Source organism: Lysobacter brunescens (genome assembly GCF_042677005.1).
In the GTDB taxonomy this organism is placed as follows: Bacteria; Pseudomonadota; Gammaproteobacteria; order Xanthomonadales; family Xanthomonadaceae; genus Lysobacter_I; species Lysobacter_I brunescens.
This window is the reverse complement of the sequence record NZ_JBHTIF010000002.1, coordinates 338,336-364,422: the sequence shown is the minus strand read 5'-3', so window position 1 is coordinate 364,422 and position 26,087 is coordinate 338,336. Positions and strand designations below refer to the sequence as shown.

At 65.5% G+C, this 26,087-nt stretch carries 19 protein-coding genes and 1 riboswitch; of the genes, 13 read left to right on the top strand and 6 right to left on the bottom strand.

The features are described 5' to 3' along the window. Nucleotides 1–246: 246 nt before the first annotated feature. The 10 genes from ACFQ0E_RS13725 to ACFQ0E_RS13680 all read left to right on the top strand — a co-directional run bounded on the left by ACFQ0E_RS13725 (nucleotide 247) and on the right by ACFQ0E_RS13680 (nucleotide 11,712). Nucleotides 247–624 (top strand): helix-turn-helix transcriptional regulator, encoded by a 378-nt coding sequence (locus ACFQ0E_RS13725; RefSeq protein ID WP_386824697.1) that lies wholly within the window; start codon nucleotides 247–249, stop codon nucleotides 622–624. A 111-nt stretch (nucleotides 625–735) separates the two neighbouring features. Beyond that, a complete protein-coding gene (locus ACFQ0E_RS13720) occupies nucleotides 736–1,635 on the top strand; it encodes a hypothetical protein (protein ID WP_386824695.1) in 900 nt (299 codons plus the stop codon). 302 nt (nucleotides 1,636–1,937) lie between these two features. Next, on the top strand, nucleotides 1,938–5,339 hold the full coding sequence (locus ACFQ0E_RS13715) for an nSTAND1 domain-containing NTPase (protein ID WP_386824693.1): 3,402 nt from the start codon (nucleotides 1,938–1,940) through the stop codon (nucleotides 5,337–5,339). 68 nt (nucleotides 5,340–5,407) lie between these two features. Then, nucleotides 5,408–5,938: a hypothetical protein gene (locus ACFQ0E_RS13710; protein ID WP_386824692.1), complete on the top strand. Its 531-nt coding sequence runs from the start codon at nucleotides 5,408–5,410 to the stop codon at nucleotides 5,936–5,938. A gap of 281 nt (nucleotides 5,939–6,219) precedes the next feature. Continuing rightward, the gene (locus tag ACFQ0E_RS13705; RefSeq protein ID WP_386824690.1) at nucleotides 6,220–6,666 is read left to right on the top strand and encodes a hypothetical protein; all 447 of its coding nucleotides are present in this window, start codon (nucleotides 6,220–6,222) and stop codon (nucleotides 6,664–6,666) included. 155 nt (nucleotides 6,667–6,821) lie between these two features. Beyond that, entirely contained in the window at nucleotides 6,822–7,181 is a 360-nt protein-coding gene (locus ACFQ0E_RS13700; protein ID WP_386824688.1) for a helix-turn-helix domain-containing protein, read from the top strand. 51 nt (nucleotides 7,182–7,232) lie between these two features. Next, complete coding sequence (locus ACFQ0E_RS13695) at nucleotides 7,233–7,592, top strand: hypothetical protein (RefSeq protein WP_386824687.1); 360 nt, start codon at nucleotides 7,233–7,235, stop codon at nucleotides 7,590–7,592. Between the two features lie 55 nt (nucleotides 7,593–7,647). Then, nucleotides 7,648–8,754 (top strand): aromatic ring-hydroxylating oxygenase subunit alpha, encoded by a 1,107-nt coding sequence (locus ACFQ0E_RS13690; RefSeq protein ID WP_386824685.1) that lies wholly within the window; start codon nucleotides 7,648–7,650, stop codon nucleotides 8,752–8,754. Continuing rightward, nucleotides 8,751–10,061: an amino acid permease gene (locus ACFQ0E_RS13685; RefSeq protein ID WP_386824683.1), complete on the top strand. Its 1,311-nt coding sequence runs from the start codon at nucleotides 8,751–8,753 to the stop codon at nucleotides 10,059–10,061. Before ACFQ0E_RS13690 ends, ACFQ0E_RS13685 begins: the two co-directional genes overlap by 4 nt. 118 nt (nucleotides 10,062–10,179) lie before the next feature. Then, entirely contained in the window at nucleotides 10,180–11,712 is a 1,533-nt protein-coding gene (locus tag ACFQ0E_RS13680; protein WP_386824681.1) for a hypothetical protein, read from the top strand. Between the two features lie 23 nt (nucleotides 11,713–11,735). On the opposite strand, the gene ACFQ0E_RS13675 is transcribed toward ACFQ0E_RS13680, so the two are convergent. Next, nucleotides 11,736–12,986, bottom strand: coding sequence for a multidrug effflux MFS transporter (locus ACFQ0E_RS13675; RefSeq protein ID WP_386824679.1), 1,251 nt, complete (start codon nucleotides 12,984–12,986; stop codon nucleotides 11,736–11,738). A 439-nt stretch (nucleotides 12,987–13,425) separates the two neighbouring features. On the opposite strand from ACFQ0E_RS13675, the gene ACFQ0E_RS13670 reads away from it, so the two are divergent. The 3 genes from ACFQ0E_RS13670 to gcvP all read left to right on the top strand — a co-directional run bounded on the left by ACFQ0E_RS13670 (nucleotide 13,426) and on the right by gcvP (nucleotide 20,959). Continuing rightward, nucleotides 13,426–15,981: a chitinase C-terminal domain-containing protein gene (locus tag ACFQ0E_RS13670; protein ID WP_386824678.1), complete on the top strand. Its 2,556-nt coding sequence runs from the start codon at nucleotides 13,426–13,428 to the stop codon at nucleotides 15,979–15,981. Nucleotides 15,982–16,154: 173 nt separating this feature from the next. Then, nucleotides 16,155–17,585 carry a glycoside hydrolase family 19 protein gene (locus ACFQ0E_RS13665; RefSeq protein WP_386824677.1) on the top strand — a complete coding sequence of 477 codons (1,431 nt, stop codon included), beginning with the start codon at nucleotides 16,155–16,157 and terminating at the stop codon, nucleotides 17,583–17,585. A 249-nt stretch (nucleotides 17,586–17,834) separates the two neighbouring features. Beyond that, nucleotides 17,835–17,983: riboswitch (glycine riboswitch) on the top strand. 69 nt (nucleotides 17,984–18,052) lie between these two features. Beyond that, nucleotides 18,053–20,959, top strand: coding sequence for an aminomethyl-transferring glycine dehydrogenase (gcvP, locus tag ACFQ0E_RS13660; RefSeq protein ID WP_386824675.1), 2,907 nt, complete (start codon nucleotides 18,053–18,055; stop codon nucleotides 20,957–20,959). A gap of 103 nt (nucleotides 20,960–21,062) precedes the next feature. Here the strand turns inward: gcvP and ACFQ0E_RS13655 are convergent, their stop codons facing one another. The 5 genes from ACFQ0E_RS13655 to ACFQ0E_RS13635 form a co-directional block, all read right to left on the bottom strand. After that, nucleotides 21,063–22,034: an RICIN domain-containing protein gene (locus ACFQ0E_RS13655; RefSeq protein ID WP_386824673.1), complete on the bottom strand. Its 972-nt coding sequence runs from the start codon at nucleotides 22,032–22,034 to the stop codon at nucleotides 21,063–21,065. Between the two features lie 437 nt (nucleotides 22,035–22,471). Further along, nucleotides 22,472–22,846, bottom strand: coding sequence for a hypothetical protein (locus tag ACFQ0E_RS13650; RefSeq protein ID WP_386824671.1), 375 nt, complete (start codon nucleotides 22,844–22,846; stop codon nucleotides 22,472–22,474). A 183-nt stretch (nucleotides 22,847–23,029) separates the two neighbouring features. Further along, entirely contained in the window at nucleotides 23,030–23,776 is a 747-nt protein-coding gene (locus tag ACFQ0E_RS13645; protein WP_386824669.1) for a hypothetical protein, read from the bottom strand. Between the two features lie 40 nt (nucleotides 23,777–23,816). Next, nucleotides 23,817–24,458 carry a DUF938 domain-containing protein gene (locus tag ACFQ0E_RS13640; RefSeq protein WP_386824667.1) on the bottom strand — a complete coding sequence of 214 codons (642 nt, stop codon included), beginning with the start codon at nucleotides 24,456–24,458 and terminating at the stop codon, nucleotides 23,817–23,819. Between the two features lie 161 nt (nucleotides 24,459–24,619). Further along, nucleotides 24,620–25,912, bottom strand: a complete 1,293-nt coding sequence (locus ACFQ0E_RS13635; protein ID WP_137852768.1) for an adenylosuccinate synthase — start codon at nucleotides 25,910–25,912, stop codon at nucleotides 24,620–24,622. Between the last annotated feature and the right edge of the window lie 175 nt (nucleotides 25,913–26,087).

Here is a 26,087-nt window from a genome sequence, read left to right as displayed (position 1 = left end):
TTCCGGAAGCAGCACGGCGGTTCCTGACTGGCTTTCGGAGCCTGTCACCCGCGACAGCCTGCCCTTTCAAAAACAACGACTTGCAAACCGTAAGGTTTCCGAAAGGCGCGAAAAGGATGCCCGGGGCATCGTGGTCCTGCCCTGGCGGCCCGCTCCCGGGCTGGCCCCGGCGGCCACCGCCGGTCCGGCATTCCGGACCGAGGCATCGCCCAGATCCGTGACGCACCACGCACCGAGGACCCCACGATGACGCTCACCGTCTCAGCCATCCAGGATACGCACACCGCCCTTCCGCACTTCCAGGCCGCCCTGGACCCGACCGCCCTGTTCCACGCGGTCCCGGTGTCGATGCCGGGCGAAGCCCGGAACCATGGCAGCGTGATCCTGGACAGCGGCGTGCTGCGCCGCCTGCGGACCGCCCGCCTGATGAGCCAGCAGGATCTCGCCGACGAATGCTGGCGCCGCAACATCCGGGTCTCGATCGCCACGATCAAGCGCGCCGAGGCCGGTCACGCGGTCCGCTATCGCGTGGCCCGCGAACTGGCCCGCTGCTTCGACGTGCCGGTGGGCGACATCCTGCGCCCCCGGGACCCGGCCGCATCGCCGCAGCCACTGGTCGCCTGAGTCCGGGGCACCGACACCGGTCTCGGATCGGGACCGCCCGCGGTCGGCGCCTGGCAGGACCACCTGTATATCTCCGCTTCCCGCCCGCCCGGCCCGCCCAGGAGCCATCGCATGACCGCCATCGTCCTGCATGCCGAAGAGGAGTTCGATCCGGGCCTCCCGCGATCGACCCTGGCGCGCATGCTCGGCGACGTCAGTGCGGCCGGATTCGATGCGCTGAGCCTCGGCCTGCTGCACGTGGGCCGCGACGAGGGCAAGTTCGACGAGAGCTGGGTCATCGCAGGCGAACTGCGCTACAACGACACCCTGCTCTTCTCCGATGGCCGCTACGTCGGACCGCCCGACTGGCCCGACACCCTGGCCCGTGCCGCCGGCACACAGAGCCTGCGCATCGCCCTGGTCTTCGGCGGCGCGGGCCATCAGGACTTCCGCGCGATCCGCCTGCTGCACGCCCGCCATGGCGCGGCCTTCGTCGACAGCGGGCTGCGACGCAACCTCATCGCGCTGCGCGATGCGATGCCATGGCTGGACAGCATCGAACTGTGCTGCGAAGACACCTACGACCACGACTCCTTCGTCGCCTTCGCCTCGCTGCTCGCGGACCTCGGTTTCGACCTCGCCCTGCGTCCCAGCATGTTCCGCGAGTTCTGGGTCACCGCCTTCGCGGCGCTGCACGCGCGCCATCCCGGACGCGTGCGCCGCTGCCACCTGCAATGCCACGCCAAGGGCAGCGGCAACGTTCCCGGGGACTGGGCGACCGCCTTCGAGTCAGCCGCCCCCGGCTTCGACGCCAGCGGTTTCATCATCGCCGCCGAATGGGCGGAGAACATGCCGCAGGAAATCAGGGAATCCATGCGCGGCCACGCCCGCGAAGCCCGCCTCGGCGGCGGCGCGATCTGGTCGCTGGAGCGGATCATCGCCAACGGTGCCGAACCGGCCCGCTACGCCGACGCGATCCGGGCCGGCCTGCTGGACGACGAGCGGCGCTCCCTATCGCACACTGAAGCATGACGTCCGGCCCCTTCTCGCACCGATATTCGCTCTGCTAGGCTCGACGCGCAGGTGATCCTCAGCCACAGGGGGCAGGGAATGGATCAGGACGTACGTATTCGCATCGAACGAAAGGCGCGCAACGGACATGTCCACGCACACGTGGACTTCCCCGGCGCAGTCGCTGACCAGCGCCCACGGTCCCACCGACACAAACGCAGCGCGCATCCGCATACAGCGTGATCGGATCGGCGCATGCATGCCATGCGCTCAAAGATCTGCGCCATCCACATTGAACGGCCGCCCGGACTGGAATCGCCGTCATGCCAAAGAAGCCAACTCACAATCAATCGCACTTTCGCGTCGGCGATGCGATGGTCTATCCCGATCGATTGATCATCTCGATCAATGATGAGGAGCATGCGATCGAGCCGAGGATCATGGAGGTCCTCATCGCACTTGCCAGTGCGGCGCAGAACAATGAAGTGCTCAGCGCAGTCAATCTTTACATCCGGGCCTGGATAGGCAGAGCGCACGCAGAAGACAACGTCGCCGACCCGCACATAGACGTGATGCAGGCCGAGAATCCGGTGCACAAAGCGATTACGCATCTACGCAAGGTCTTCGGCGACGACCCCAAATCCCCGCGATACATCGAAACGATCCGCAAGCGAGGATATCGACTGGTTGCCCGGGTGGTGTATCAGGATCATTATCGCCGGGTTGCTGTGGCAAGGAAAATCTGGACCACAGGCAGTCCGTATGTCGGCCTGAACGCATTCGACTCCAGTCATGCCAGCGTCTTCCTCGGTCGCAGCCGTACAACGGGTGAGTTGATCGAAGCGGTACGTCGCCAGCTCGACCAACAGCGTCGGCTGGTACTGGTCGTGGGTGCGAGCGGCTGCGGCAAGACCTCGCTCGTGAACGCCGGCGCGATCCCGATATTGACCGAGAAGGGCGGCTACGATGGCCTGCGCGCGCTGAGCGTCGCGCGTTGCGATCTGGCGGGAACCCGCAGGGAAGACGCGCTTCCGAGGCTGGCTGCTGCGTTGATGCAATGGACGCTCGACAGGCGCGAAATCCTTCCGCCGCAACCCGTCGAAACGCTTGCGGGAACATTGCGCGGACAACCCGAATCGTTACCCGACACGTTGGAGGATGCATTCCGGCGCCATGCCAGCCGTGACATGTCAGCACTGTCGCATCCGCACCTGCTGCTGGTGATCGACCACGCGGAAGCCATCGTGGCCGATCCGTCCTTCGGCAGCGATGATCACGCGGAGATCGACCGATTCCTGCATCACCTATGCGAATCCAGGCATGTCTGCGTGATCGTCATCGTGCGCGGCGATTTCTATCTCGCACTGGCCGAAGCCCTGCCCGGCATGACCGAAAGGAAATCGGGCGATGGCCACGTCGATGTCCTGGCGCCGCGCACCGGAGAGATCGGCGACATCATCCGGATCCCCGCCGCATCCGCAGGACTGGAATTCCAGCAGCATCCCGAATCGAAGGATTACCTCGACGACGTCCTGCTCCGCGCTGCGGTGGCACAACCCGATGCGCTGCCGCTGCTGCAACACACCCTGCAGATGCTGTACGAGCGTAGGAACACAAGCATGCAGCTGTGCTTCGACGCCTACCAAGCAATCGGTGGACTGGAAGGCGCGCTCGCTCATCACGCCGAACAGATCTTCACAGGGCTTCCAGACGAGATACAGGCCAGCCTCGACCAAGTGCTTTCGCGGATTGTGGTGATGCAACCGGAAGACGACCGCGTGAGCGCGAGACGAATCGCACGCCACATACTCGACGCCCCAGCAATCGCGCTATCCGAAGCCTTCGTCCAGGCACGCCTTTTCGTCGCTGAACATGAAAACGGCAATGCGCACTATCGCGTGTCACACGAAGCACTACTCCGCCGATGGCCGAGGGCAGTCGAGTGGATCAGTGAAAATCGCAGACTACTGCTTGCCCGCATCCGACTGCACCGCGCGTCGAAGCGATGGGCGGATGAAGGCAGGCGCGACGACCATCTCATCACATCACGCGATGAATTGCGGGAAGCAGAGTCAGCAGCCACTGCATCCGGCGACGGGATCAGCGAGGACGAGGCGACATTCATCGCAAGATCGAATCGAATACAGAATATTCGAAGGCGCATACGCAGCGCTTCGATAGCAATGCTCGGCAGCTTGACAGTGGCCACCAGCGTTCTGTGGATGACTGCTAGGCAGGCAAGCCAGGAAGCAATCGAGCATCGCAGAAACTCACAGCGAATTTCGGCAAACGTACTCGGCGAACTGGCGGATGCCATCCGCCCGACGAACAAGCTCGAACTACTGGACCTGATCGCAACCGAAGCACTGGAATCCCTTTCGCCACAAAAAATCGAAGACCTGAACGAGAGCGAGCTACTGAATAGAGCGAAATCCTTGCGAATCGTTGCGGAAGTCAAGATAAAGCAGGGGAAGATCGCCATAGCCAGACAGACGTTGATCGCTGCAGCACACAGCGCAAAGGCAGCAGCGTCCAGTAAATCAAAGAATGTTCAAGGCATGAACGAATACGGGCAGATCGCCTACTACTTAGGATACTGCGACTACCTCTCCGGAGACTTGGACGGCGCAGAAAGGAACTGGAGAGATTACCTTGAAAACAGCAATCTTCTCATCGCGAAAGATCCGCGAAACCCGGAGTGGATCATTGAGAAATCCTATGCCATCGACAACATCGGAACCATCGAAAAGGAACGCGGAAAAAACGAATCGGCCGCGCGTCTTTTTTCAAAATCTGCGACTCTTAAATCAGAAGCCATTCAATTGGCACCAGATCGTCCCGACTGGATCAAGGATCTGACCGATACGAGGTCGAAGATCGCCAGTATCAAGGAATCGACAGGAAATCTTGTCGAATCCGCCATGCAGAATTCGCAGGACCAGGCCGCGCTCCGCATTGCGGTCACGCACGACCCCGGAAACATGAATCTCCTGCGCTGGCTCGGAAACTCCCTTGCACGAAGCGCAAACCTAGCAATGTCAATGGGCGACAAGGATAACGCCAGCATGAAGATAGCGGAAAGCATTTCGATACTCAATAGAGTCACCGAATCCACATCCATGGACGCCAGCGCAAGACGCGATCTTGCGTATGCACTGATGATATCCGGCGACATTGCAAGATCCCAAGAAGGCCTGGAAATCGCCTCAAAGCAGTACCACAACGCGGCATCCATACTGGACTCTCTTCTTGAAAGCGAAGACACAGTCCTCGAATGGAAAAGATTGCACTCGCTGATCAAGATGAGAATTTTCCGAGACAGCCCCAAGAAATTGCAGGAAGAGTCTGTATTTCGGTCCGCACTGAAGAGCCTGGAGTCACTCGAGGCGATCACACCCCAGGAACACTCGGCGCGCATGGCAGTCATAGAAGCACGCATCGCGGCATCCTCCTTTCTCATCGCCAACGGGAATCGAAAAAAGGCCGAGACAATGATCGAGCGCACGATAGCTGAACTCAAGTCATCTGCTGACGAAAAGAACACTAGAATCGCTTCCGCATGGATTGCGCTGCATGTGCTTCGCGGCACGCCAGAAGAAGCTTCTTCGCAGTCGGATTGGCTGAAACTTATCGGCTACGATCAGTCGACTGCCTGGGCGATGGCGGGACACATTAATCATTCGCACAAACGTAATCCAGAAAAATACGGAGTATCTTCTCGCTAGAAATGCAATTCTTCGGCACGTCATTCGCCATGATATGAAATTCGCCAGTCCACCAACGGAGATCTGAAATGATCAAGATGATCTGGCCGATCGAAATTGACGCAGCAAGCGGCAACCCCGTAAACCTTCTCTCTGCTCATGGAGAAATTGAAAAAATCGAAATGAATCTTCACATCTGGGTAGAGAGGATCGGCATCAACGAAAAAGTCCGCTTTGCCTATACGCCAGGCAGCGACGCCAGGTTCATGACAAATAAAAAAATACAGACACTTTCCATCAAGCTCATCAGCAGCGAATTGCATAGAGGCGCCCAACGCTTTCGTATCATCGGACATGCGACCCAGGATTCCGAATTCATCGTTGGCGCGACCGGAAAGAAAGGGGGCAATCCGCTTCCAGAAGATGTCGGCAGCCACCCCAACAAATTCCCTCTTGGCGCGTCGAGCGACATCTCGACGACCGATGCAGACGAAATCGTCATTACGCTTTCACTCAATATGCATATGGATACGACATACATCAGCATCATCGTGCTCGACAGCAAAACCAGCGCGATCATCGACTGCGACCCACAGGTCGAGAACGGCACGAAGACGTGACCCCAAGGACGAATCAAAGGCCTATCTGATTCCAGCGAGCGACCAGTTGCAGCGAAAAAAATCCTGAGCCATCGGCAAGCATTCGTTGTCGCCCAGGCCATGGTTGAGCATCGGTTCGGCACGCACGAAGGCGGCCACAGATGTCATCGCCCCAGCGCCCGGCCGTGCGGCACACCAACTCGAAGCCAAAGCAACCGCGCATGACATCGTGCGCACCTGAGGCATTCGGGTGGTACAGGCGACATGTTGCGCACCAGCCTCGAAAACGACAGGAGAACACCATGCTGCAACTCACCACATCGAGCCTCCTTCCTCCAGTTCCTGAAATCACCTTGCTGTTGTTCGTCTGGGAAGACGCCCACGACAAAGAGGCCCGCTATGTCTATGGCCCCAAAGGCTCGATTTCGTTCGGCGGCCAACCCTCCCCCCAGAAGCTGAACATCATCTTCAATTGTCTGAGCAAGCTCCCCGATGGAACCGATCGATTCGAACTGCACCAGTTCGCGACAAGCCGATTGGACAAGATCACGAACTACACCGTCGCGGGTTCGCACGGCCCGTCGCATCCGCCGCATGAATCTTCCATCGCGAAGGCGCCGTCCCTGCATTTTTCTCTGGACATGATGACCAGCGACAGCTTCTACATCGACGTTCTCGTCAAGGATCGCAAATATCTGAACAGGATCTTCAGTTGCGACCCCCAGGTCGAAAACGGGACAAAGACCTGATCGCAGCCAATCCTATTCAACAAAAACAATCACTTGCCATCCGGAAGATTCCCGGAAGAGACATCCAGGAAGCCCTTTCGCAGGCTCCGCACACCCCGCCGCCAATCTGATTCCCTTGGCGGCGGGGTGCCAATCGACACCCATCGGAGCCCGTCATGAACGACAGCCTCAGCTCACATATCGCCCCCCCTGCCGCCCCTTCGATCTCTTGCATCGACTCCGGCGCGCCCATCCCGGTCGAATTGCCGCCCCCCTCGCCCACGGTGGAGGTTCTGCTGGAGACCATGCGCAAAGGCTGGATCCAGCTCGACGGCGACACCCTGCGCCGCCTGCGCCTGTCCCGCTACATGAGCCAGCAGGACCTGGCCAACGATTGCTGGCACCGGGGGATCCAGGTGTCGATCGCGACGATCAAGCGGGCCGAGTGCGGGCATCCGGTCAGGTTCCGGATCGCGCGGGAACTGGCGCGGTGCTTCGAAGTGTCGGTGGAGCGGCTGGTGCGGCTGTCGGCCTGAGCGAGGCGTGCCCGCGACCCTGCGTCGCGGGCCTCGAACGGAGGGATCGCCATGAACAGTGACAACGCATGCGTCACCGCCACGCAGGATGCGCTGATGGTGATCGCCGGGGCCTCCGGGACTGCATCCCGCGAGCTGCGCCCGGGCCTCTCGCTGACCGTCGACCTTGGCCTGGACGACGCGGGCCTGGCCCTGGTGGCCGGCTATCTGCAGCGTATCGCCGAGCGAATAGGCCGGGACATGCCGGCAACGCCCCTCGATACCGACGCCTTGCGCGACACGCTGGTCTGGCAGGCCGTCGCCGCCATGTTCGCCCAGGCGGGACGCGACGAGTTCGATGCCGATGCCATCCGCCGCCTGATCGCAACCGCCCTGGGCCGGCTGCGCGGCACGGTGGCCGACGGCGATTGATCCGTCCACATCACCGCGCTGGCGCGGCCCGTCGGCGCTGCGCCATACTCGGCCGATGAACCTGCACGACCACGCCGCCGAGCTCGCCCCGCAGCCCCTCGACCACTCCACCGCGCTGCCGGCGCGGTACTACACGGAACCGGGCATGGCTGCGATCGACCGGGCCCGCATCTTCGATCGCAGCTGGCAGCTCGTCGCTCATGTCTGCCAGCTGCGCGGCGCCGGCGATCACGTGGTCGCCGATCTCGGCGGCCTGCCGGTGATCGCGGTACGCGGCGCCGACGACGTGATCCGGGTGATGCACAACGTCTGCCGGCATCGCGCCGGTCCGCTGGCGCAGTGCGACGGCCTCGGCGCGAAATCGCTGCGCTGTCGCTACCACGGCTGGACCTACACGCTCGACGGGCAGCTGCGCACCGCCACGGAAATGAGTGCGACGCCGGATTTCGATGTCGCCGACGTGAAGCTGCCGCAGCTCGCGGTGCGCGTCTGGCAGGGCATGGTCTTCGCCGCCGTTGACGACGCCGCCGCGCCACCGTTCGACGCGTTCGTCGCCGGCATCGATGCGCGACTCGGTGCGGATCGTGGCCTTGAACAGTTCGGCCACCACCATCGCGTCGGCTACGACATCGACTGCGACTGGAAGGTCTACGTAGACAACTATCTCGAGGGCTACCACGTCCCGCACGTGCATCCCGAACTCAACCGCCTGCTGGACTACCGCAGCTACGTCACCGATACGGCCGAGTGGTATTCGTTCCAGTTCAGCCCACTGGAAAGCGGCGATGGCCTCTACGGCAGCGGCGACGCGCTGTACTACTGGATGTGGCCGAACACCATGCTCAACATCCTGCCCGGCCGCCTGCAGACCAACCGCATCATCCCGCGTGGCGTGGGTCGCTGCCGCGTCGAATTCGATTTCTACTACGCGATGGACGACTCCGACGCCGGCAAGGCCCGGCGCGAAGCGGACCTGACGTTCAGCGACGTGGTGCAGGACGAGGACATCGGCATCTGCATCGACGTGCAGCGCGGACTGGCCTCGGGTTCGTATCACGCCGGCCGGCTGAATCCGCTGCGCGAGAATGCGGTGCACCATTTCCACGAACTGCTGCGCCGCACCTATCGCATGGCGCTCGAAGGCGGGCGTAGCGCCGAATGACTGATCGCCAGACGACGGCAGCCGCACGTCCGCTCGGCCTCTGGTCGGCGATCGCGCTGGTCGCGGGCAACATGATCGGCAGCGGCGTGTTCCTGCTGCCTGCGTCGCTCGCGCCCTACGGCACGCTGAGCCTCTACGGCTGGGCGATCACGCTCGGCGGCGCATTGCTGCTCGCGCTGACCTTCTCCCGCCTCGCAGCACGCGGTGCGCAGGCAGGCGGACCGTATGCCTACGCACGCGAGGCGTTCGGCGACACCACCGGCTTCGTGATTGCCTGGAGCTACTGGATCTCGATCTGGTGCGCGAACGCGGCGATCGCGGTGGCGTTTGCCGGCAGCCTGGGCAGCCTGTTCCCGACGTTGGTCTCGACGCCGTTCCGCGGCGCGGCCTGCGCGCTCGCCGCGCTGTGGCTGTGCGCGGCGATCAACCTCGCCGGCGTGCGCGAAGCCGGACGATTGCAGATCGTCGCCACCGTGCTGAAACTCGTGCCGCTGCTGGTGTTCGGCGGCATCGCGATCTGGTGGCTGGATGCGAGGCTGCTCGCCGACGACGCCTCGGCGATCGCAGCAGCGAAGGCCGCCGATGCGCCCGCGACCTGGCTCGGCGCCCTGCACATGACCGTCGCACTGACCCTCTGGGCCTTCCTCGGACTCGAAGCGGCGACGGTCCCGGCCGGCGCGATCCACCATGCGGAGCGGACGATTCCGCGCGCCACTCTGATCGGCACGCTGCTCGCCGGCATCGCCACGATCCTCGCCTGCACCGCGGTGCTCGGCCTCGTGCCGCCGGAGGTCGCGGCCGCGTCCACCGCGCCGATGGCAGACGCAGCGAAGTCGCTGTGGGGTCCTGCGGCGGGTGTGGCCATCGCCGTCGTCGCCGCGATCTCCTGCTTCGGTGCGCTCAACGGCTGGGTGCTGCTCTCGGCGCAGTTGCCGATGGCGGCGGCGCACGACGACCTGTTCCCGAAAATCTTCGCCCGCGTCGACTCGCAGGGCACGCCCAGGGTGGGCGTGCTGGCCAGCACCACCCTGGCCAGCCTGCTGGTGGTCGCGAACTACACCGAATCGCTTGCGAAGGTGTTCACCTTCGCGATCCTGCTGTCGACGGCCGCAACCCTGCTGCCGTACGTGTTCAGCAGCGCCGCCTGGCTGAAGCTGGGCCGCAGCGGCCGCGTGGTCGCGGTACTGGCCTTGCTCTACAGCCTCTACGCCCTGATCGGCACCGGCCACGAAGCCCTGCTCTGGGGTGCAGCCCTAGTCGGGGCGGGCCTGCCCCTGCACCTGGCGCTGAAGTACGCGCGGCGCTGAAGCAGCAGCCGCCGATGACAGGCGTGAAGGATGCCCCGCGTCCGCCGCACGCGGCGCTGCGATAATGACGCCCGGCCGTCGTGTCGCCTGCCAGGTTTCTTCTCCCGGAGTCCGTTCCATGTCGCACCGTTTCCGTCTGCTGTCCTGCGCCATCGCGCTCTGCCTCGCCAGCCCCGCCGCACTCTCCGCAAGCGGCATGGCCCATGGCGAACCCAGTCTCTCGCCGAAATCGGCTTCGCTCTCGTGGCGTGGCGCGGCCTATCGCAACCTGCGGAGCAGCGAGGTCCGCTACGACGCGATGCCCGCCGAGCAACTGCTGCAGCTGCAGCGACGCAACGCCGCGAACGGCATGAAGGCGCCGCAGATCGGCATCGGACGTCGCGCCGGCATCGAGAGCCGACAGGCCCGGCTGCCGCGCCTGCAGTGGATGGGCGACAGCCGCGGCAATGCGGTCGCACGCCTGCGCATCGCCTCGCCGGACGCGATGGGATTGCGCGTCGGGCTGGACGTGAGCCGCCTGCCCGATGGCGTGGAGCTTCGTTTCGCGGGCTCGGCGCGACCGGACGAGATCGTCGCGATGGTGCGCGCCGCCGACGCGAAGCGCCTGCCCGGGCCGGACGGCCTGTACTGGACGCCGAACACCGACGGCGAAGCGCAGATCATCGAACTCTTCAAGCCGGCCGGCGTGAAGGCCACGAGCGTCGCGATCGAAGCGCCGATGCTGTCGCACCTGATCGCCGACACCCGCAGCAGCTTCAAGCTGATCGAGAAGATCGGCGAGTCCGGCAGCTGCAACGTCGACGTCGTCTGCCGCGTCAACGAACTCGGACCGGCCTTCGCCAGCGTGAAGAACGCGGTCGCGCACATGCGCTACGTGCGCACCGGCGGCGGCACCTTCATCTGCACCGGCACCCTGCTCAACGACACGGTACCGGCGACGCAGACCCCCTATTTCCACACGGCCAACCACTGCTTCACCGACAACGGATCGATCGCACCGGTCGCGTCGCAGATGCAGTCGGTGGCGAACACGCTGATCACCATCTGGAACTACGAAACCACCGGCTGCGGCAATCTCGTCCAGACGACCACGACCCAGGTCACCGGCGGCGCCACCTACCTGTATTCCAGCCATCTGACCGACGGCATGCTGCTGCGGCTCAACAATCCCGCGCCGGCCGGCGCGTTCTTCGCCGGCTGGAACGCGAAGCCGCTGAACGCGAGCGATGCGATCACCGGCATCCATCACCCGGCCGGCGATTCGAAGATGGTCTCCACCGGGCAGACGCGCAGCATCAACACGACCGTCACCCGCGTCGGCTGGCTCAGTGGCACCACCGAGGGCGGCAGCAGCGGCTCCGGCCTGTTCAGCATCGGCCCCAACGGCTACGTGCTGCGTGGCGGCCTGTGGCGCGGCGATGCCTCGTGCAGCAACACCGGTTCGCTCGCGAATTCGGCCAACTGGGACGAATACTCGCGCTTCGACGTCGATTTCCCGAGCCTGAAGAACTGGCTGGAACCCGAACCGGAAGCCGCCAACGGTTCGCGCCCGCTGCTGCGTCCGCGCCCGGCGAACAAGACGATGTCGACGGCATCGCAGCTGCAGTCGCTGCGCCCGGCGTCAGGCGGCGGCAACGCGCAGCGCCGCTGAGCGAAGGCCTCCAGACCGGCGCCTCAGAGCGCCGGCGGCCCTGCGGCGACGGGTTCGGACTCCGGCGGCAAGCGCGTGTGGCGCACTTCCCACCACCACAGCACGAAGCCGATCAGCGTGCCGGCAGCGGCGCCCAGCGCCAGCCACAGCGGATGGTGGCTGAGCATCGGCGAAAACAGCCCGGCGACCGCCGTCTGCAGGATCAGGCTGGTGAACGCCTGCAGCGATGACGCCGCGCCGCGCTGGCGCGGATACATGTCGAGGATGGCGAGGGTCAGGATCGGGAACACCAGCGAGATGCCCATGGCATTGATCGCCATCGGCAGCACAGCCAGGGGCACCGTCGGCACAGGCACCCAGAGGGTGTAGCCGATGTTCAGCACCGCCGCGAAGCCGCAGAGCGCGAAGCCCGTGCCCGCCAGCCGCGTGCCGCTCATGCGACCGGCCGCGCGCCCGGAGAGGAACGCACCGAACACCATGCCGGCGATGGTCGGCACGAAGAACCAGCCGAACTGGTCCTCGCGCAGCTTCAGATGGTCGAGCACGAATGCGGGCGCGGAGGCGATGTAGAGGAACAGCGCCGCGAAGTTGAAAGCACCGGCCGCGGCGAAGCGCTGGAAACGCCGGTTGAGGAAGATGTACGCGTGGTTGCGCAGCAACTGCTTCGGCGATGGGCGAAAGCGCGCTTCCGGCGGATGCGTCTCGGGCAGGCCCAGCCAGGTGACCAGGATCATCACCACCGCGAACAGCACGAGGAACCAGAAGATCGCCGGCCAGCGCGCCCAGCCCAGGATCCAGCCGCCGAGCACCGGCGCCAGCGCGGGTGCGATACCGAAAATCATCGACACCTGGCTCATCAGCTTCTGCGCGAACTGGCCCTGGAACACGTCGCGGATCGCCGCGCGTCCGACGATCAGACCCACGCCCGCCGACATGCCTTGCAACGCGCGGAAGAACAGCAGCTGCGGCAGGCTGTCCGCGAGCGCGCAGCCCACGGATGCCAATCCGAACACGGTCAAGCCCCCCAGGATGACGCGCTTGCGGCCAATCGCATCCGACAGCGGACCATGCACCAGGCTCATCAAGGCATAGGCCAGCAGATAGACGCTGATCGTCTGCTGCATCGCCACCTTGTCGGCACCGAACTGCGCGCCGATCTGCGGAAACGCCGGGAACATGGTGTCGATCGAGAACGGCCCGAGCATCGCCAGGCCGCCGAGGATCAGCGAGAGGCGGCGCGAACCGGGCTTGCGGGCGGCATCGTGGTCTTGCATGCAACGGATCCTCACCCGGCGACGCGCGACGGCGCGACCGGGGACATGAGCGGAGGTGGCCGGGCATTCAAGCACAGGCCCGAGGCGAACGGAAATCGCGCGCTGACAGTCGTGTCGTGACCAGAGCGTGCAGGCGACAGGACGCGAGGGACACGGCGGGACGCCAGAAGGACAGCCGACAGACAGCCCATCGCGCCATCGCAGCGCGCACTGAAGTCATGACGCACCGCCATGGCGGCACCACGCCCCGACGGGCGAAAACGTGATTGACTGGGGAAAACGTTGTCATCATTTCCATCAGGATGCGCACCGATCGCCATCGAATACAGGATGACCATCGTTGTCATCCTAAGCCCCGCAGACGCGCACGCGCCGGGCGCCGACGGCACACCGCTCCCCCGCACCACGCCCGCCCCCGCGGGCCCATCAAGGAAAGACCATGTTGCGATCCTCCCTGTCCGTGAAGATCGGTGTCATGGCGGTGATCACCAGCGCCGCCGCGTGGCAGTTGCACGGCACCGTGTCGACGAAGTTCGCCCCCGGCGCACGCAATGTCGCGGTCGCCGCCGCCTGCACCGACCCCGCGTGGAGCGCCACGGCCGTCTACAACGGCGGCCAGCGCGTCACACACGAATCGAAGACCTACGAAGCCAAGTGGTGGAGCCAGGGCAACCTGCCCACCGCCGGCGACCCGTGGAAGTTCATCGCCAACTGCGGTGGCGACAGCGGCGGTGGCGGCACCACGCCCCCGGGCGGCTGTCCCGACCCAGTGTGGAGCGCCACGCTCGCCTATTCCGGCGGCCAGCGCGTGACCCACGAATCCAAGACCTACCAGGCGAAGTGGTGGACCCAGGGCAACGTGCCCAGCGCCGGCGACCCGTGGGCCTTCGTGGCCAACTGCGGCAGTGGCGGAGGCGGCACCAATCCGCCGGGCGACACGCTGGTCACCGTGCCCGCGCCCACCGGCCACCTGCTGTGCCTGCCCGAGCGCCTGGCGCGCACACCGGACATCGACGTTCCCTACTGCCACACCTACCAGACCGGCGGAAAAGAAAAGCTCGCCAACCAGAGCCGGCGCCGCATCATCGGCTACTTCACCAGCTGGCGCACCGGCAAGAACGGCCAGCCGGCCTATCTCGCCAACGACATCCCCTGGGGCAAGCTCACCCACATCAACTACGCCTTCGCGCATGTCGATGCGAACAACCGCATCTCGGTCGGCGAGAACGTCCCCGGCAATGCCGCGACCGACATGAGCTGGCCCGGCGTGGCCGGCGCCGAGCTCGACCCGTCGCTGCCGTACAAGGGCCACTTCAACCTGCTGACCAAGCACAAGCGACTCAATCCGGCCGTGCGCACGCTGATTTCGGTCGGCGGCTGGGCCGAAACCGGCGGCTATTTCGATGCCGGCAGCAACCGCATCAACAGCGGCGGCTTCTACAGCATGACCATCAACGCCGACGGCAGCATCAACCAGGCCGGCATCGACGCCTTCGCCGATTCGTCGGTGGCCTTCCTGCGCAAGTACGGCTTCGACGGCCTCGACATCGACTACGAATACCCGACCTCGATGCTCGACGCCGGCAACCCGCTGGACTGGGCGGTCGCCAACCCACGTCGCGCGCATCTGAACAAGGGCTACAACGCGCTGATGAAGACGCTGCGCGAGAAGCTCGACCGCGCCGCAGCCCAGGATGGCCGCTACTACCAGCTCACCGCCGCCGTGCCCGCCTCGGGCTATTTGCTGCGCGGCATGGAGGCCTTCGACAGCTTGAAGTATCTGGACTTCGTCAACGTGATGTCCTACGACCTGCACGGCGCATGGAACGAGTTCGTCGGCCCGAACGCGGCGTTGTTCGACGATGGCAAGGATGCGGAACTGGTGCGCTGGAACGTCTATTCAAGCGCGCAGTACGGCGGCATCGGCTACCTCAACACCGACTGGGCCTGGCACTACTACCGTGGCGCGCTGCCGGGTTCGCGCATCAACATCGGCGTGCCCTACTACTCGCGCGGCTGGCGCAACGTCACCGGCGGTACCAACGGACTGTGGGGCAAGGCGCTGAAGAGCGGCGGATGCCCGATCGGGCTGACCACCTGCGGCGACGGCGCGATGGGCATCGACAATCTCTGGCATGACGAAGAACAGGGACGCGAAGTCGGCGCCGGCTCCAACCCGATGTGGCACGCGAAGAACCTCGAACGCCAGCACGGCGGCAGCTACCTGGCCAGCTACGGCCTCGACCCGTCGCGCCCGGAGAACCAGATCACCGGCAACTACCAGCGCTTCTACGACGCCACCTTGGTCGCGCCGTGGCTGTGGAACGCGACGAAGAAGGTATTCCTGTCGACCGAGGACGAAGTGTCGATCGCGCGCAAGGCCGCGTGGGCCGAACGCAACGATGTCGGCGGCGTGATGTTCTGGGAGCTGGCCGGCGACTACGCCTGGCATCCGCAGCGCAACAACGGCCAGGGCGAGTACTTCATCGGCACCACGCTGACCACGCTGCTGCACGACACCTTCAGCCGCGCGACGGTCACGCCGGTGCAGGTGCAGGCGCCGACCATCGCAGCGCCGACGGCCGCGATCGACGTGCGTTTCGCGCTCGCCGGGTTCGCACTGGGCGACAGCAACTATCCGATCTCGCCCAAGCTGACCATCACCAATCGTTCGACCCGCGCCCTGCCCGGCGGCACCGAGTTCCAGTTCGACGTGCCCACCGCCGCGCCCGCCAACATGTCCGACCAGTCCGGTTTCGGCCTGCGCACGGTCGTCACCGGCCACAGCGGCAACAACATCGGCGGGCTGAAGGGCGACTTCCACCGTGTCGCGGTGAAGCTGCCCGCGTGGCAGACGCTGGCGGCCGGCCAGAGCGTGACCCTGACCATCGTGTACCAGTACCCGATCTCCGGGCCGTCGAACTACACGGTCGCCCTGGGCGGCAAGAGCTACGCGATCCGCGAAGAGAAGCCCTGGCTGCCCTACCTGCCCTGATCCGCATTCAACTGCAGTGATGCGGCTTGACCGGCTTCGGCCGGACACCGGGCGGCGCGCGTCATGCGCGCCGCCCCTCCGCGCGCAACGACGCGCGCATTCCCTTCGATCGATTGCAGGCGCGCCTCGTGGCGCATGCCTGGATCGCACGCATGCATTCAGGAGATATCTCCATGTCCAGACCCGATCCAACCCGTGCCAGCGCACTGCTCTGCCTGCTGCTGCTCGGCGCCACCACCCTCGATGTCCACGCCGCATCGCCGCGCCCCACGCGACTCGCCGCGGCACTGCCCACCTGCGGAGCCTGGCAGGCCAGCAAGGTCTATCTCGGTGGACAGTACGTCGTCCACAACACCACCACGTGGCGGGCGAAGTGGTGGACGCAGAACAACGAGCCGGCGAAGAACGACGTGTGGGAAACCCGGCCCACCGGCGAATGCAGCTTCGACGGCAGCACCGGCCCGGGCACGGGCACGCCCACCGGCATCCCGACCAGGCGCGAAGCCGAAGCGAACGAAGTCCGCCTGACGGCGAGTCCACTGTTCCAGCAGATCAAGGCTTCGGTGCGCACGCTCGACACCGCGTCCGTGGAAGCCGTCGTTCCCGGCCGCACCACCAACCCGGCGAACGTGCGACGCGTCGAACGCCTGCTCACTGCGAACGACTGGCAGCTGCTGTTCCCGATGCGCGACGCCAGCTACAGCTACACGCGCTTCCTCCAGGCCGTCGCGAAATTCCCCGCGATCTGCGCCGACTACAGCGATGGCCGCAACGCCGACGCGATCTGCAGCAAGGGCCTGGCGACGATGTTCGCCCACTTCGCGCAGGAAACCGGCGCGCACGATCCGAACTCGCCGATCCAGCAATGGCGGCAGGGCCTGTATTTCCTGCGCGAAGCCGGATGCAGCGACACCGGTACCAGCTGCGGCTACAACGCCGAATGCGCACCTTCGACCTGGCAGGGACAGACCTGGCCCTGCGGCAAGAATGCCGACGGCAGCTTCAAGAAGTACTACGGCCGCGGCGCCAAGCAGCTGTCGTACAACTACAACTACGGCCCGTTCTCGCTGGCGATGTTCGGCACCGTGCGCACGCTGCTCGACAGGCCGGAACTGGTCTCGGACACCTGGCTGAACCTCGCGTCCGCGACCTTCTTCTACGTCTATCCGCAGCCGCCGAAGCCGTCGATGCTGCACGTGGTCGACGGCACCTGGAAACCCAACGCCGCCGATGCCGCCGCGAACATCAGCGCCGGTTTCGGCGCCACGATCAACATCATCAACGGCGGCATCGAGTGCAACTCCGGCACCGACAAGCCGCAGGCCGCCAACCGCATCAGCTACTACCGCGACATGGCGAAGTTCTTCGTCGTGCCCGTGCCGACCACCGAGTCGCTGAGCTGCGCCACGCAGAAACCCTTCCCCGCCAACGGCGCCGGCGCGCAGCCGCTGAACTGGGAACAGGACTGGAGCTACGACCCGACCCGGCCCGACGGCAAGACCTACGCCTGCAAGCTGGTCGCGTACCAGACCCCGTTCAACGCCCTGGTCCCCGGCGACTACGTCAAGTGCGTCGAACACCACTTCAAGGTCACCCTGAAGTAGGCAAGGGCGACCGAGGCAGGTCGGGGCCACGAACGGGGCCCCGACCCGGCCTCGCCACCTGCAATCAACGACTTGTATCGGCCTCGGTGCAGGCGACCGGCGGCGGCCCGGGCGGTCGCCGTGGCGATCGCCGACCCGCTATAATCCGCCCGCACGGTGGGAGAAGCGGCCAGCGGCGTCACGATGACGCCAGGCCGCTGCCGAAGGCGCAAACGCCCGTAATCGCTCAGGCCCCACAACCACCGTCGATCCAAACACTCTGGAGAGATCGGCCGCCCACCGCGACACGGGCAGTGCCGGCGCCGAAGGGGCAAGAAACGCGTCACGGGAGCGACCCTCCCCCCGCCTCCCGCGGATCGCGCTTCCAAACTCTCAGGCAGAAGGACAGAGGGGCACTCACTTCGACCCGGCTCGACGGGTCGCAACGCCCCTCCCGCGGCCCCGCCGCGCCAGACGATGCCTTCTCCATGACCCAGCATGCCGCACCCCGCGCGACGCTTCGCGACCTCGAGCACCATTCTGCCTTCCTCGAACGCCACATCGGCCCGAACGACGCCGAGATCACGCACATGCTGCGCATCGTCGGCCAGGACTCGCTGGACGCGCTGACCGACGCCATCGTGCCGGCCAGCATCAAGTCGCCCGCGCCGCTGGCCCTGCCCGAAGCGATCACCGAGGTCGAGGCGCTGGCCAAGATCCGCGCCATCGCCGACAGGAACCAGGTGTTCCGCAGCTTCATCGGCCAGGGTTACTACGGCACGCACACGCCGAACGTCATCCTCCGCAACATCCTCGAGAACCCGGCGTGGTACACGGCCTACACGCCGTACCAGGCGGAGATCTCGCAGGGCCGCATGGAAGCCCTGATCAACTTCCAGCAGATGTGCGCCGACCTCACCGGCATGGAGATCGCCAACGCCTCGCTGCTCGATGAAGGCACCGCCGCCGCCGAGGCCATGACCCTCGCCAAGCGTTCGGCCAAGTCGAAGTCGAACGTGTTCTTCGTCTCGAACGGCGTGCATCCGCAGACCGTCGAAGTGCTGAAGACCCGCGCCGAGCCGATGGGCATCGAGCTGGTCTTCGGCGACGACGCGCAGGCCGCCGCCACCGACGGGTTCGGCGTGCTGCTGCAGTACCCCGACACCTTCGGCAACGTGCGCGACTACCGCGCCGTCGCCGATGCCGTGCACGCGCGCGGCGGCCTGGTCGCCGTGGCCACCGACCTGCTCGCGCTCACGCTCATCGCCGCGCCCGGCGAATGGGGTGCCGACATCGTCGTCGGCAACTCGCAGCGCTTCGGCGTGCCCTTCGGTTTCGGCGGCCCGCACGCCGCGTTCATGGCCTGCAAGGACGCGTTCAAGCGCTCGATGCCGGGCCGCCTGATCGGCGTGTCGATCGACGCCGAAGGCAAGCCGGCCTACCGCCTCACCCTGCAGACCCGCGAGCAGCACATCCGCCGCGAGAAGGCCACGTCGAACATCTGCACCGCGCAGGTGCTGCTGGCGGTGATGGCCTCGATGTACGCCGTCTACCACGGCGCCGAAGGCCTGACCCGCATCGCCCGCCGCACGCACCGCCTCGCCGCGATCCTCGCCGCCGCGCTGCGCAAGGCCGGCGTCGCGGTCGGCAGCGACTTCTTCGACACCCTGCACGTCACCGGCATCGACGCCGCCGCCGTACATGCGAAAGCCCGCGCCGCGCGCATGAACCTGCGTGCGATCGACGCCGGCAGCGTCGGCATCAGCCTCGACGAAACCACCACCCGCGAGGACGTGGCTGCGATCGCCGCGCTGTTCGGCGCCGATGCCTCGGATATCGACGCGCTGGACGCCGCCACCACCGACGCCCTGCCCGCGTCGCTGCTGCGCACCTCCTCGTTCATGACCCACCCCGTGTTCAACACCCACCACAGCGAGCACGAACTGCTGCGCTACCTGCGTTCGCTGGCCGACAAGGACCTGGCGATGGATCGGACCATGATCCCGCTGGGTTCGTGCACGATGAAGCTGAACGCAACGGCCGAGATGATCCCGGTCACGTGGCCGGAGTTCGGCAACATCCATCCGCTCGCCCCGGCCGACCAGGCGCAGGGCTACCAGGAACTGATCGCCAGCCTCGAAGCGATGCTGGTCGAATGCACCGGCTACGATGCCGTCAGCCTGCAGCCGAACTCCGGCGCGCAGGGCGAATACGCCGGCCTGCTCGCGATCCGCGCCTACCACCAGTCGCGCGGCGAAAGCCATCGCGACATCTGCCTGATCCCCGACTCCGCGCACGGCACCAACCCGGCCAGCGCGCAGATGTGCGGCATGACCGTGGTCGTCACCAAGACCGACGCCAACGGCAACGTCGACGTGGAAGACCTGCGCCGCGCCGCCGAGAAGTACAGCGACCGCCTCGCTGCGCTGATGGTCACCTACCCGTCCACGCACGGCGTGTTCGAGGAAGACATCGTCGAGATCTGCGAGATCATCCACTCGCACGGCGGCCAGGTGTACACCGACGGCGCGAACATGAACGCACTGGTCGGCGTCGCCAAGCCCGGCAAGTGGGGCTCGGACGTCTCGCACCTCAACCTGCACAAGACCTTCTGCATCCCGCACGGCGGCGGCGGCCCGGGCGTCGGCCCGTGCGCGGTGAAGTCGCACCTCGCGCCCTTCCTGCCCAACGCCTTCGGCACCGCGGGCCTGCGCACGCAGGGCGTCGGCGAAGGCAAGGTCGGCATGGTCAGCGCGGCATCGTTCGGCTCGGCCTCGATCCTGCCGATCAGCTGGATGTACATCACGATGATGGGCACCGGCGGCCTGCGCCGCGCCACCCAGGTCGCGCTGCTCAACGCCAACTACATCGCCAAGCGCCTGGCGCCGCACTACGCCACGCTGTACACCGGGCGCAACGGCCTGGTCGCGCACGAGTGCATCCTCGACCTGCGCCCGATCAAGGACGCCACCGGCATCAGCGCCGAAGACGTGGCCAAGCGCCTCATCGACTTCGGCTTCCACGCCCCGACCCTGAGCTTCCCGGTCGCCGGCACGCTGATGGTCGAACCCACCGAGTCCGAGTCGCAGCACGAACTCGACCGCTTCATCGACGCGATGATCCAGATCCGCGACGAGATCCGCGCGGTGGAAGACGGCCGCCTGGACCGCGAGGACAACCCGCTCAGGAACGCCCCGCACACCGTGACCATGGTGTCGGGCAGCGAGTGGACCCACGCCTACCCGCGCGAGCTCGCCGTGTTCCCGCTGGCCACGCTCAGGCAGCAGAAGTACTGGCCGCCGGTTGCCCGCGTCGACAACGTCTACGGCGACAAGAACGTCATGTGCGCCTGCATCCCGGTGGATGCGTACAAGGACGACGCGATCGAGGCGTAAGCGCCCGCACGGGTCGCCCGTACAGGTCAGCCTGCGCACTTCCGGCGAACGACGAAACGGCGGGCCATCCGCCGTTTCGTCCATCTGCATCGCCTGTCGAACCTTACTGCAGCGACCAGGTCTGCTGCCGGCTGCCATTGCAGGCCCAGACCTGCACACGGCCGCCATTCTTGTCCTGATCGGGCGCATGCACGTCCAGGCACAGCCCTGCACCGCTGCGGATCACATCGCCCTGCAAGGTCCAGGTCTGCTGCAGGCTGCCATTGCAATCCCACACCTGCACACGGGCGCCATTGCTGTTCTGGTCGGGTGCGTGCACGTCGAGGCACTTGCCGGCACCGCTGAGAATCGCGCCATCCTGGAAACGCCAGACCTGCTGCTGGCTCCCGTTGCAGTCCCACACTTGCACATGACCGCCGTTGTTGTGCTGATCGGGGGCATGCACATCCAGGCACTTGCCCGCACCGCTGCGAATATTGCGGTCCCGCATCCGTCGCACGACGCCGCCGATGTCGCGTGGCGCCTGGGACGTGCTCCGCTGCACGCGATCTGCAGCGCGAGTCAGTGGCTGGCCAGTGGAACCGATATCCTCTACCGTGAAACGCACGGTCACATCGCCTTCATCGCGGTGCTGATTCAGACGCAGCAGATGGTCACCGGTGGTTCGCACGACCACCGATCCCGCACCGACATGCTCCCATTCGGCACCAATGCCGCCATCATGTTCCATCACCGTGCAACTCACCGTCAGCGGCGGAAATTCGCGCTGGCTGAGCGCCCGATTGATGGTCACCGTTTCGTTGGTATTCGCCTCGGCCATGCTGAAGAATTCGGTTTCCTGCTGGTTGCCAAGACCGCAGGAAAGCTTCCAGTCGCACGTACCGATCTCGTTGCAGTCATTCACCACCATCTGCGTGAAGAACACACGCGCATCCGCATGCGCAGCGTCTGCCATGCTGGCCAGCAGCAGCGCGCACGCCGCCTGCAGGATGATCGTTGTCGCGGCGGGAACTCTCGAGGTCGTCATCGTTTTCATTGCATCGTCCATGTTCGTGGTCAGCTCGATATGAGCCACCGACCGAACGGGAGTGCGGCGCAGGAAACGGACATTTCGTGATGGTCTCCGCACTCGCACAGACGGAACAGTGCATGCTGGCCTGATTGCGGCAGATGACGCGTTGATGCAGCGCCAGACAGCAGACCCGATACGCTGCTGGACTGCTGCAGCGCATCGCATGACGTGCAGGATCCGGTGCTGATCGAAGTGCTCCGACGCTGGCATGGCGCCTTGATCGACGGGCTCGATCCCGTGCGCAGGACAGCCTTGCGCGACCGGCTTGGATTGCAGCGGGACTCAGGTCGTGGGCGTCGACGTGGACGTGGACAAGGGCGACGCCATCCACGCCATCGCCTGATCCTGCGCATCCGACCCGGACAGCGCAACAGGCAACACGCACAGGGCCCCGCTGCGGGCCCTGTGCGTGTAACGGCCATCCCTGGCCGGGACAGTGCTTATCGCGCCTTTTCTTCGATCGGCACGCCGATCACGCCGCCCGAGCACTTCTTGCACTGGAAGGTCACGCCCTGGCTGATGTTGTAGCTGTTGACCATGTTGGTCAGCGTGTAGGGACCCGTGATCTGGGCCCAGGCGCCACTGCCGTAGAGCGCCTTGCAGCGCTGGTCGGTCGCATGGAACGCCACGTAGGCATGCGGATCGCTCACGCCGGCCGGCACGCCGTAGGTGGCCAGCCAGGTGCTCAGCTGGGCCGGACTGAGGGACTGCGCCGGTCCCACGTTCACCACGGAACCCGGCCAGCACGGCGGCACGGCCTGGGCCGTGGACACGCAACCCAGCGCCAGCAGCGCCGTCAACAACACTCGCTTCATGAGACTCTCCTCCCGATTGGATGACTGGACATCAGGCGCTGCGTTGGCGCCGGACGTGGTCGCCTGTTCCGGCGACGCGTCTCCAATCTAGTCGGCTGCGCCCTCCGTCCACGGGGCGAAACGCCCAAACATCCTCGCTTCCGCCGCAAAACGTCCCGCCGACATCCCGGAAGATCGATGCGGTCAATCGTTGAAGGGCGATTTCACCCCGGGATCGAACTCGAAGCCGTTGCCGATGTCTTCCAGGCAGGGCAATTCGCCGCGCGGAATCGACACGGTCTTCGTGCGCGTCGGGGCATCGGACTCCATGGTGCCTTCCTCAAAGACACCCTTGCCTGCCGCGAAATTGAGACTCGTGGTGCCGGTCTCGCCGCTGCCGCGATGCATCCAGGTGCTGTCATGGCCGATGAGCCGGAAGCAGCCGTCCTGGTGACGGAAGGTGAAGGTGGTGCTGCTGGTGTACCAGGTGCCTGCGCTGGCCCAGCTGCGCAGGGTCACGGTGAACGCTCCACGCCGCACCTGGATCGACTCCCCGTCGCCCAAGTAGTCATCCATCACCGGATTGTCCGGGCGCGGGATCAGCGCATGATCCTGCAACGCCAACCGATAGCCGCCCGCCGCGTCGGCGAACAGAACCGCGAGCAGGCGCGGATTGGTGTCGAACTCGCTGACGCCCAGGCCCTCGTTCTCGACCACGTTCGCAGGATCCTGCATGCGCAGGACCAGCACCAGGTCGTCGCGACCATCCTTGCTCAGGTCGCCGGCCTGCTGGAACTCGATCGTCCAGCCGTCGGGCACGAAGGCCTGCACGGTGCCCCCGCTTGCAGGCAGTTGCGGATAACGCACCTCGGGAGAGCCCGGATCGTCCTGGGCCATGATTGGGCCGCACAGACAGCAGGCCAGCAGCGCGGCCACACGGATCGCTCGCATCGCATCACTCCAGGGGTTGGATCGTCGGTCGGATCGTCATTCAGACCGGCGCGATTGTGCCACGCCGCCACAACAGCATCCGGTTGTTCGCCGGCATCTCCACGTCGGCGACCAAGCGCAGACCGATGCCTGCAGCGAGCGCGTTCACCGCTTCGAGATCACGAATGCCCGAGCGTGGATCGCGCGCCTTCAGCCAACCGTCGAACTCGCGATTGCTCTCGCTGGTGTACGCGCCGCCGATGTTGAACGGCCCGTAGACCGCCACCATCGCGTCATCGGCCAGCAGGGTCGGCAGCGATGCGAACAACGCTTCGACCTCGGGCCAGCCCATGATGTGCAGCGTATTCGCGCTGAACACCGCGTCGTAACCAGCGTCCGGCATCGGCACCGGTTGCGGTGAGAAATGCGCGGCCGGGGCTGCCACCGCCTGCAGAGGAAATGGGGATGGCGTGTTCGGCAGTCGCGCCTCGTCCAGCCACATGCGGATGCCGGGCAGGTACACCTCGTCATCCGAACACTGCCAGATCAGCCACGGCATCGCCTCGGCGAAGTGCACCGCATGCTGGCCGGTACCGCTGCCGATCTCCAGCACATGCCGGCGATCGGCGAAATGCGTGCGCAGGACATTCAGGATCGGCGTCTTGTTGCGGTCGCAGCTGGGGGAATGGGGTTTCTCGATCATCTCGTCTCCATCGTCGACGGCGCCGTCGCGCGTTGGCGTGCTGCAGGCAGGACATGATGCCTCAGGCCGCGCCGACCACGCGATGCAACTGCAAGGCCACCGACAGCGAAAGCCCCGCGCGAGGCGGGGCTTCCGGGATTGCGGTGCGGAACAGCCAGCGATCAGGCGTACGGATCGCGCAACACGATGTTGGCGTCGCGGTCCGGGCCGGTGCTGACGATCGCGAGCGGGCAGCCGGCCAGTTCCTCCAGCGCACGCAGGTAGGCGCGTGCGGCGGCGGGCAGCTTGTCCCACTCGGTGATGCCGGCGGTGGATTCGCTCCAGCCCGGGAATTCAAGGTACACCGGCTTGCACTCGTTCCAGCCGTCGGCATCCAGCGGCGCGTACTCGGTGCGCTTGCCGCGGTATTCGTAGGCGATGCAGATCTTCAGCTTCTCCATGCCGTCGAGGATGTCGAGCTTGGTGATGCACAGGCCGGTGATGCCGTTGATCGCGACCGCACGCTTCAGCGCGACGATGTCCATCCAGCCGCAGCGGCGCGGGCGGCCGGTGGTCGCACCGTATTCCTGGCCGCGATCGCGGATGCCCTGCCCGATCTCGTCGTCGAGTTCGGTCGGGAACGGGCCGCCGCCGACGCGCGTGGCGTAGGCCTTGGCGATGCCAAGCACGTAGTCGATGGCATCGGCACCCACGCCGGTGCCGGCGAGCGCGCCGCCGACGGTGGTGTTCGACGAGGTGACGTAGGGATAGGTGCCGTGGTCGATGTCGAGCAGCGAACCCTGCGCGCCTTCGAAGAGCACGCGCTTGCCCTGCTTGCGCAGGTCATGGAGGATGCCGGCGACGTCGGACTTCATCGGCTCGATGTATTCGCCGAACGCCAGCGCTTCGTCGAGCGTCTTCTGGAAGTCGACCGGCTCGACCTTCAGGTAATTGGTGAGCACGAAGTTGTGGTAATCGAGCGTGCTGCGCAGCTTCTCGGCCAGTTCGGCCGGATAGCTGAGGTCGGCGACGCGGATGCCGCGACGCGCGACCTTGTCTTCGTAGGCCGGGCCGATGCCGCGGCCGGTGGTGCCGATGGCGCCCTTGCCGGCGGCCTTCTCGCGGGCCTGATCGAGGGCGATGTGGTACGGCATGATGATCGGCGTGGCCGGGCTGATCTTCAGGCGGCTGCGCACTTCGACGCCGTTGGCTTCGAGCTCGGCGATTTCCTTCTGCAGCGCGCCGGGGTGCAGCACGACGCCGTTGCCGATCAGGCACAGCGCGTCGTCGCGCAGGATGCCGGACGGGATCAGATGGAGGACGGTCTTCTTGCCGCCGATGACCAGCGTATGGCCGGCGTTGTGGCCGCCCTGGAAGCGCACCACGGCGCCGATGTCCTGGGTAAGCAGATCGACGATCTTGCCCTTGCCCTCATCGCCCCACTGGGCGCCCAACACCACAACCGACTGACCCATCGCTGCTCTCCTGTCATGCCGGGCGCCACGGGAGGCCTGCATGCACCCGATGCGCGGGCCAGCAGGTCCCTCGCTTCCGGCTCGGGATGACATCTGTGAATGACATGTGTGTTCGACACGGAAAAAGCCGGAGGGGCTTAGGCCCCGTCCGGCTTTTGTGCATTATCCGGGTTTA

Excerpts from the sequence above, each read along its gene's own strand:
- ACFQ0E_RS13725 (WP_386824697.1), top strand. The coding sequence starts at position 247 with ATGACGCTCACCGTCTCAGCCATCCAGGATACGCACACCGCCCTTCCG.
- ACFQ0E_RS13720 (WP_386824695.1), top strand. The coding sequence starts at position 736 with ATGACCGCCATCGTCCTGCATGCCGAAGAGGAGTTCGATCCGGGCCTC.
- ACFQ0E_RS13715 (WP_386824693.1), top strand. The coding sequence starts at position 1,938 with ATGCCAAAGAAGCCAACTCACAATCAATCGCACTTTCGCGTCGGCGAT.
- ACFQ0E_RS13710 (WP_386824692.1), top strand. The coding sequence starts at position 5,408 with ATGATCAAGATGATCTGGCCGATCGAAATTGACGCAGCAAGCGGCAAC.
- ACFQ0E_RS13705 (WP_386824690.1), top strand. The coding sequence starts at position 6,220 with ATGCTGCAACTCACCACATCGAGCCTCCTTCCTCCAGTTCCTGAAATC.
- ACFQ0E_RS13700 (WP_386824688.1), top strand. The coding sequence starts at position 6,822 with ATGAACGACAGCCTCAGCTCACATATCGCCCCCCCTGCCGCCCCTTCG.
- ACFQ0E_RS13695 (WP_386824687.1), top strand. The coding sequence starts at position 7,233 with ATGAACAGTGACAACGCATGCGTCACCGCCACGCAGGATGCGCTGATG.
- ACFQ0E_RS13690 (WP_386824685.1), top strand. The coding sequence starts at position 7,648 with ATGAACCTGCACGACCACGCCGCCGAGCTCGCCCCGCAGCCCCTCGAC.
- ACFQ0E_RS13685 (WP_386824683.1), top strand. The coding sequence starts at position 8,751 with ATGACTGATCGCCAGACGACGGCAGCCGCACGTCCGCTCGGCCTCTGG.
- ACFQ0E_RS13680 (WP_386824681.1), top strand. The coding sequence starts at position 10,180 with ATGTCGCACCGTTTCCGTCTGCTGTCCTGCGCCATCGCGCTCTGCCTC.
- ACFQ0E_RS13675 (WP_386824679.1), bottom strand. The coding sequence starts at position 12,986 with ATGCAAGACCACGATGCCGCCCGCAAGCCCGGTTCGCGCCGCCTCTCG.
- ACFQ0E_RS13670 (WP_386824678.1), top strand. The coding sequence starts at position 13,426 with ATGTTGCGATCCTCCCTGTCCGTGAAGATCGGTGTCATGGCGGTGATC.
- ACFQ0E_RS13665 (WP_386824677.1), top strand. The coding sequence starts at position 16,155 with ATGTCCAGACCCGATCCAACCCGTGCCAGCGCACTGCTCTGCCTGCTG.
- gcvP (WP_386824675.1), top strand. The coding sequence starts at position 18,053 with ATGACCCAGCATGCCGCACCCCGCGCGACGCTTCGCGACCTCGAGCAC.
- ACFQ0E_RS13650 (WP_386824671.1), bottom strand. The coding sequence starts at position 22,846 with ATGAAGCGAGTGTTGTTGACGGCGCTGCTGGCGCTGGGTTGCGTGTCC.
- ACFQ0E_RS13645 (WP_386824669.1), bottom strand. The coding sequence starts at position 23,776 with ATGCGAGCGATCCGTGTGGCCGCGCTGCTGGCCTGCTGTCTGTGCGGC.
- ACFQ0E_RS13640 (WP_386824667.1), bottom strand. The coding sequence starts at position 24,458 with ATGATCGAGAAACCCCATTCCCCCAGCTGCGACCGCAACAAGACGCCG.
- ACFQ0E_RS13635 (WP_137852768.1), bottom strand. The coding sequence starts at position 25,912 with ATGGGTCAGTCGGTTGTGGTGTTGGGCGCCCAGTGGGGCGATGAGGGC.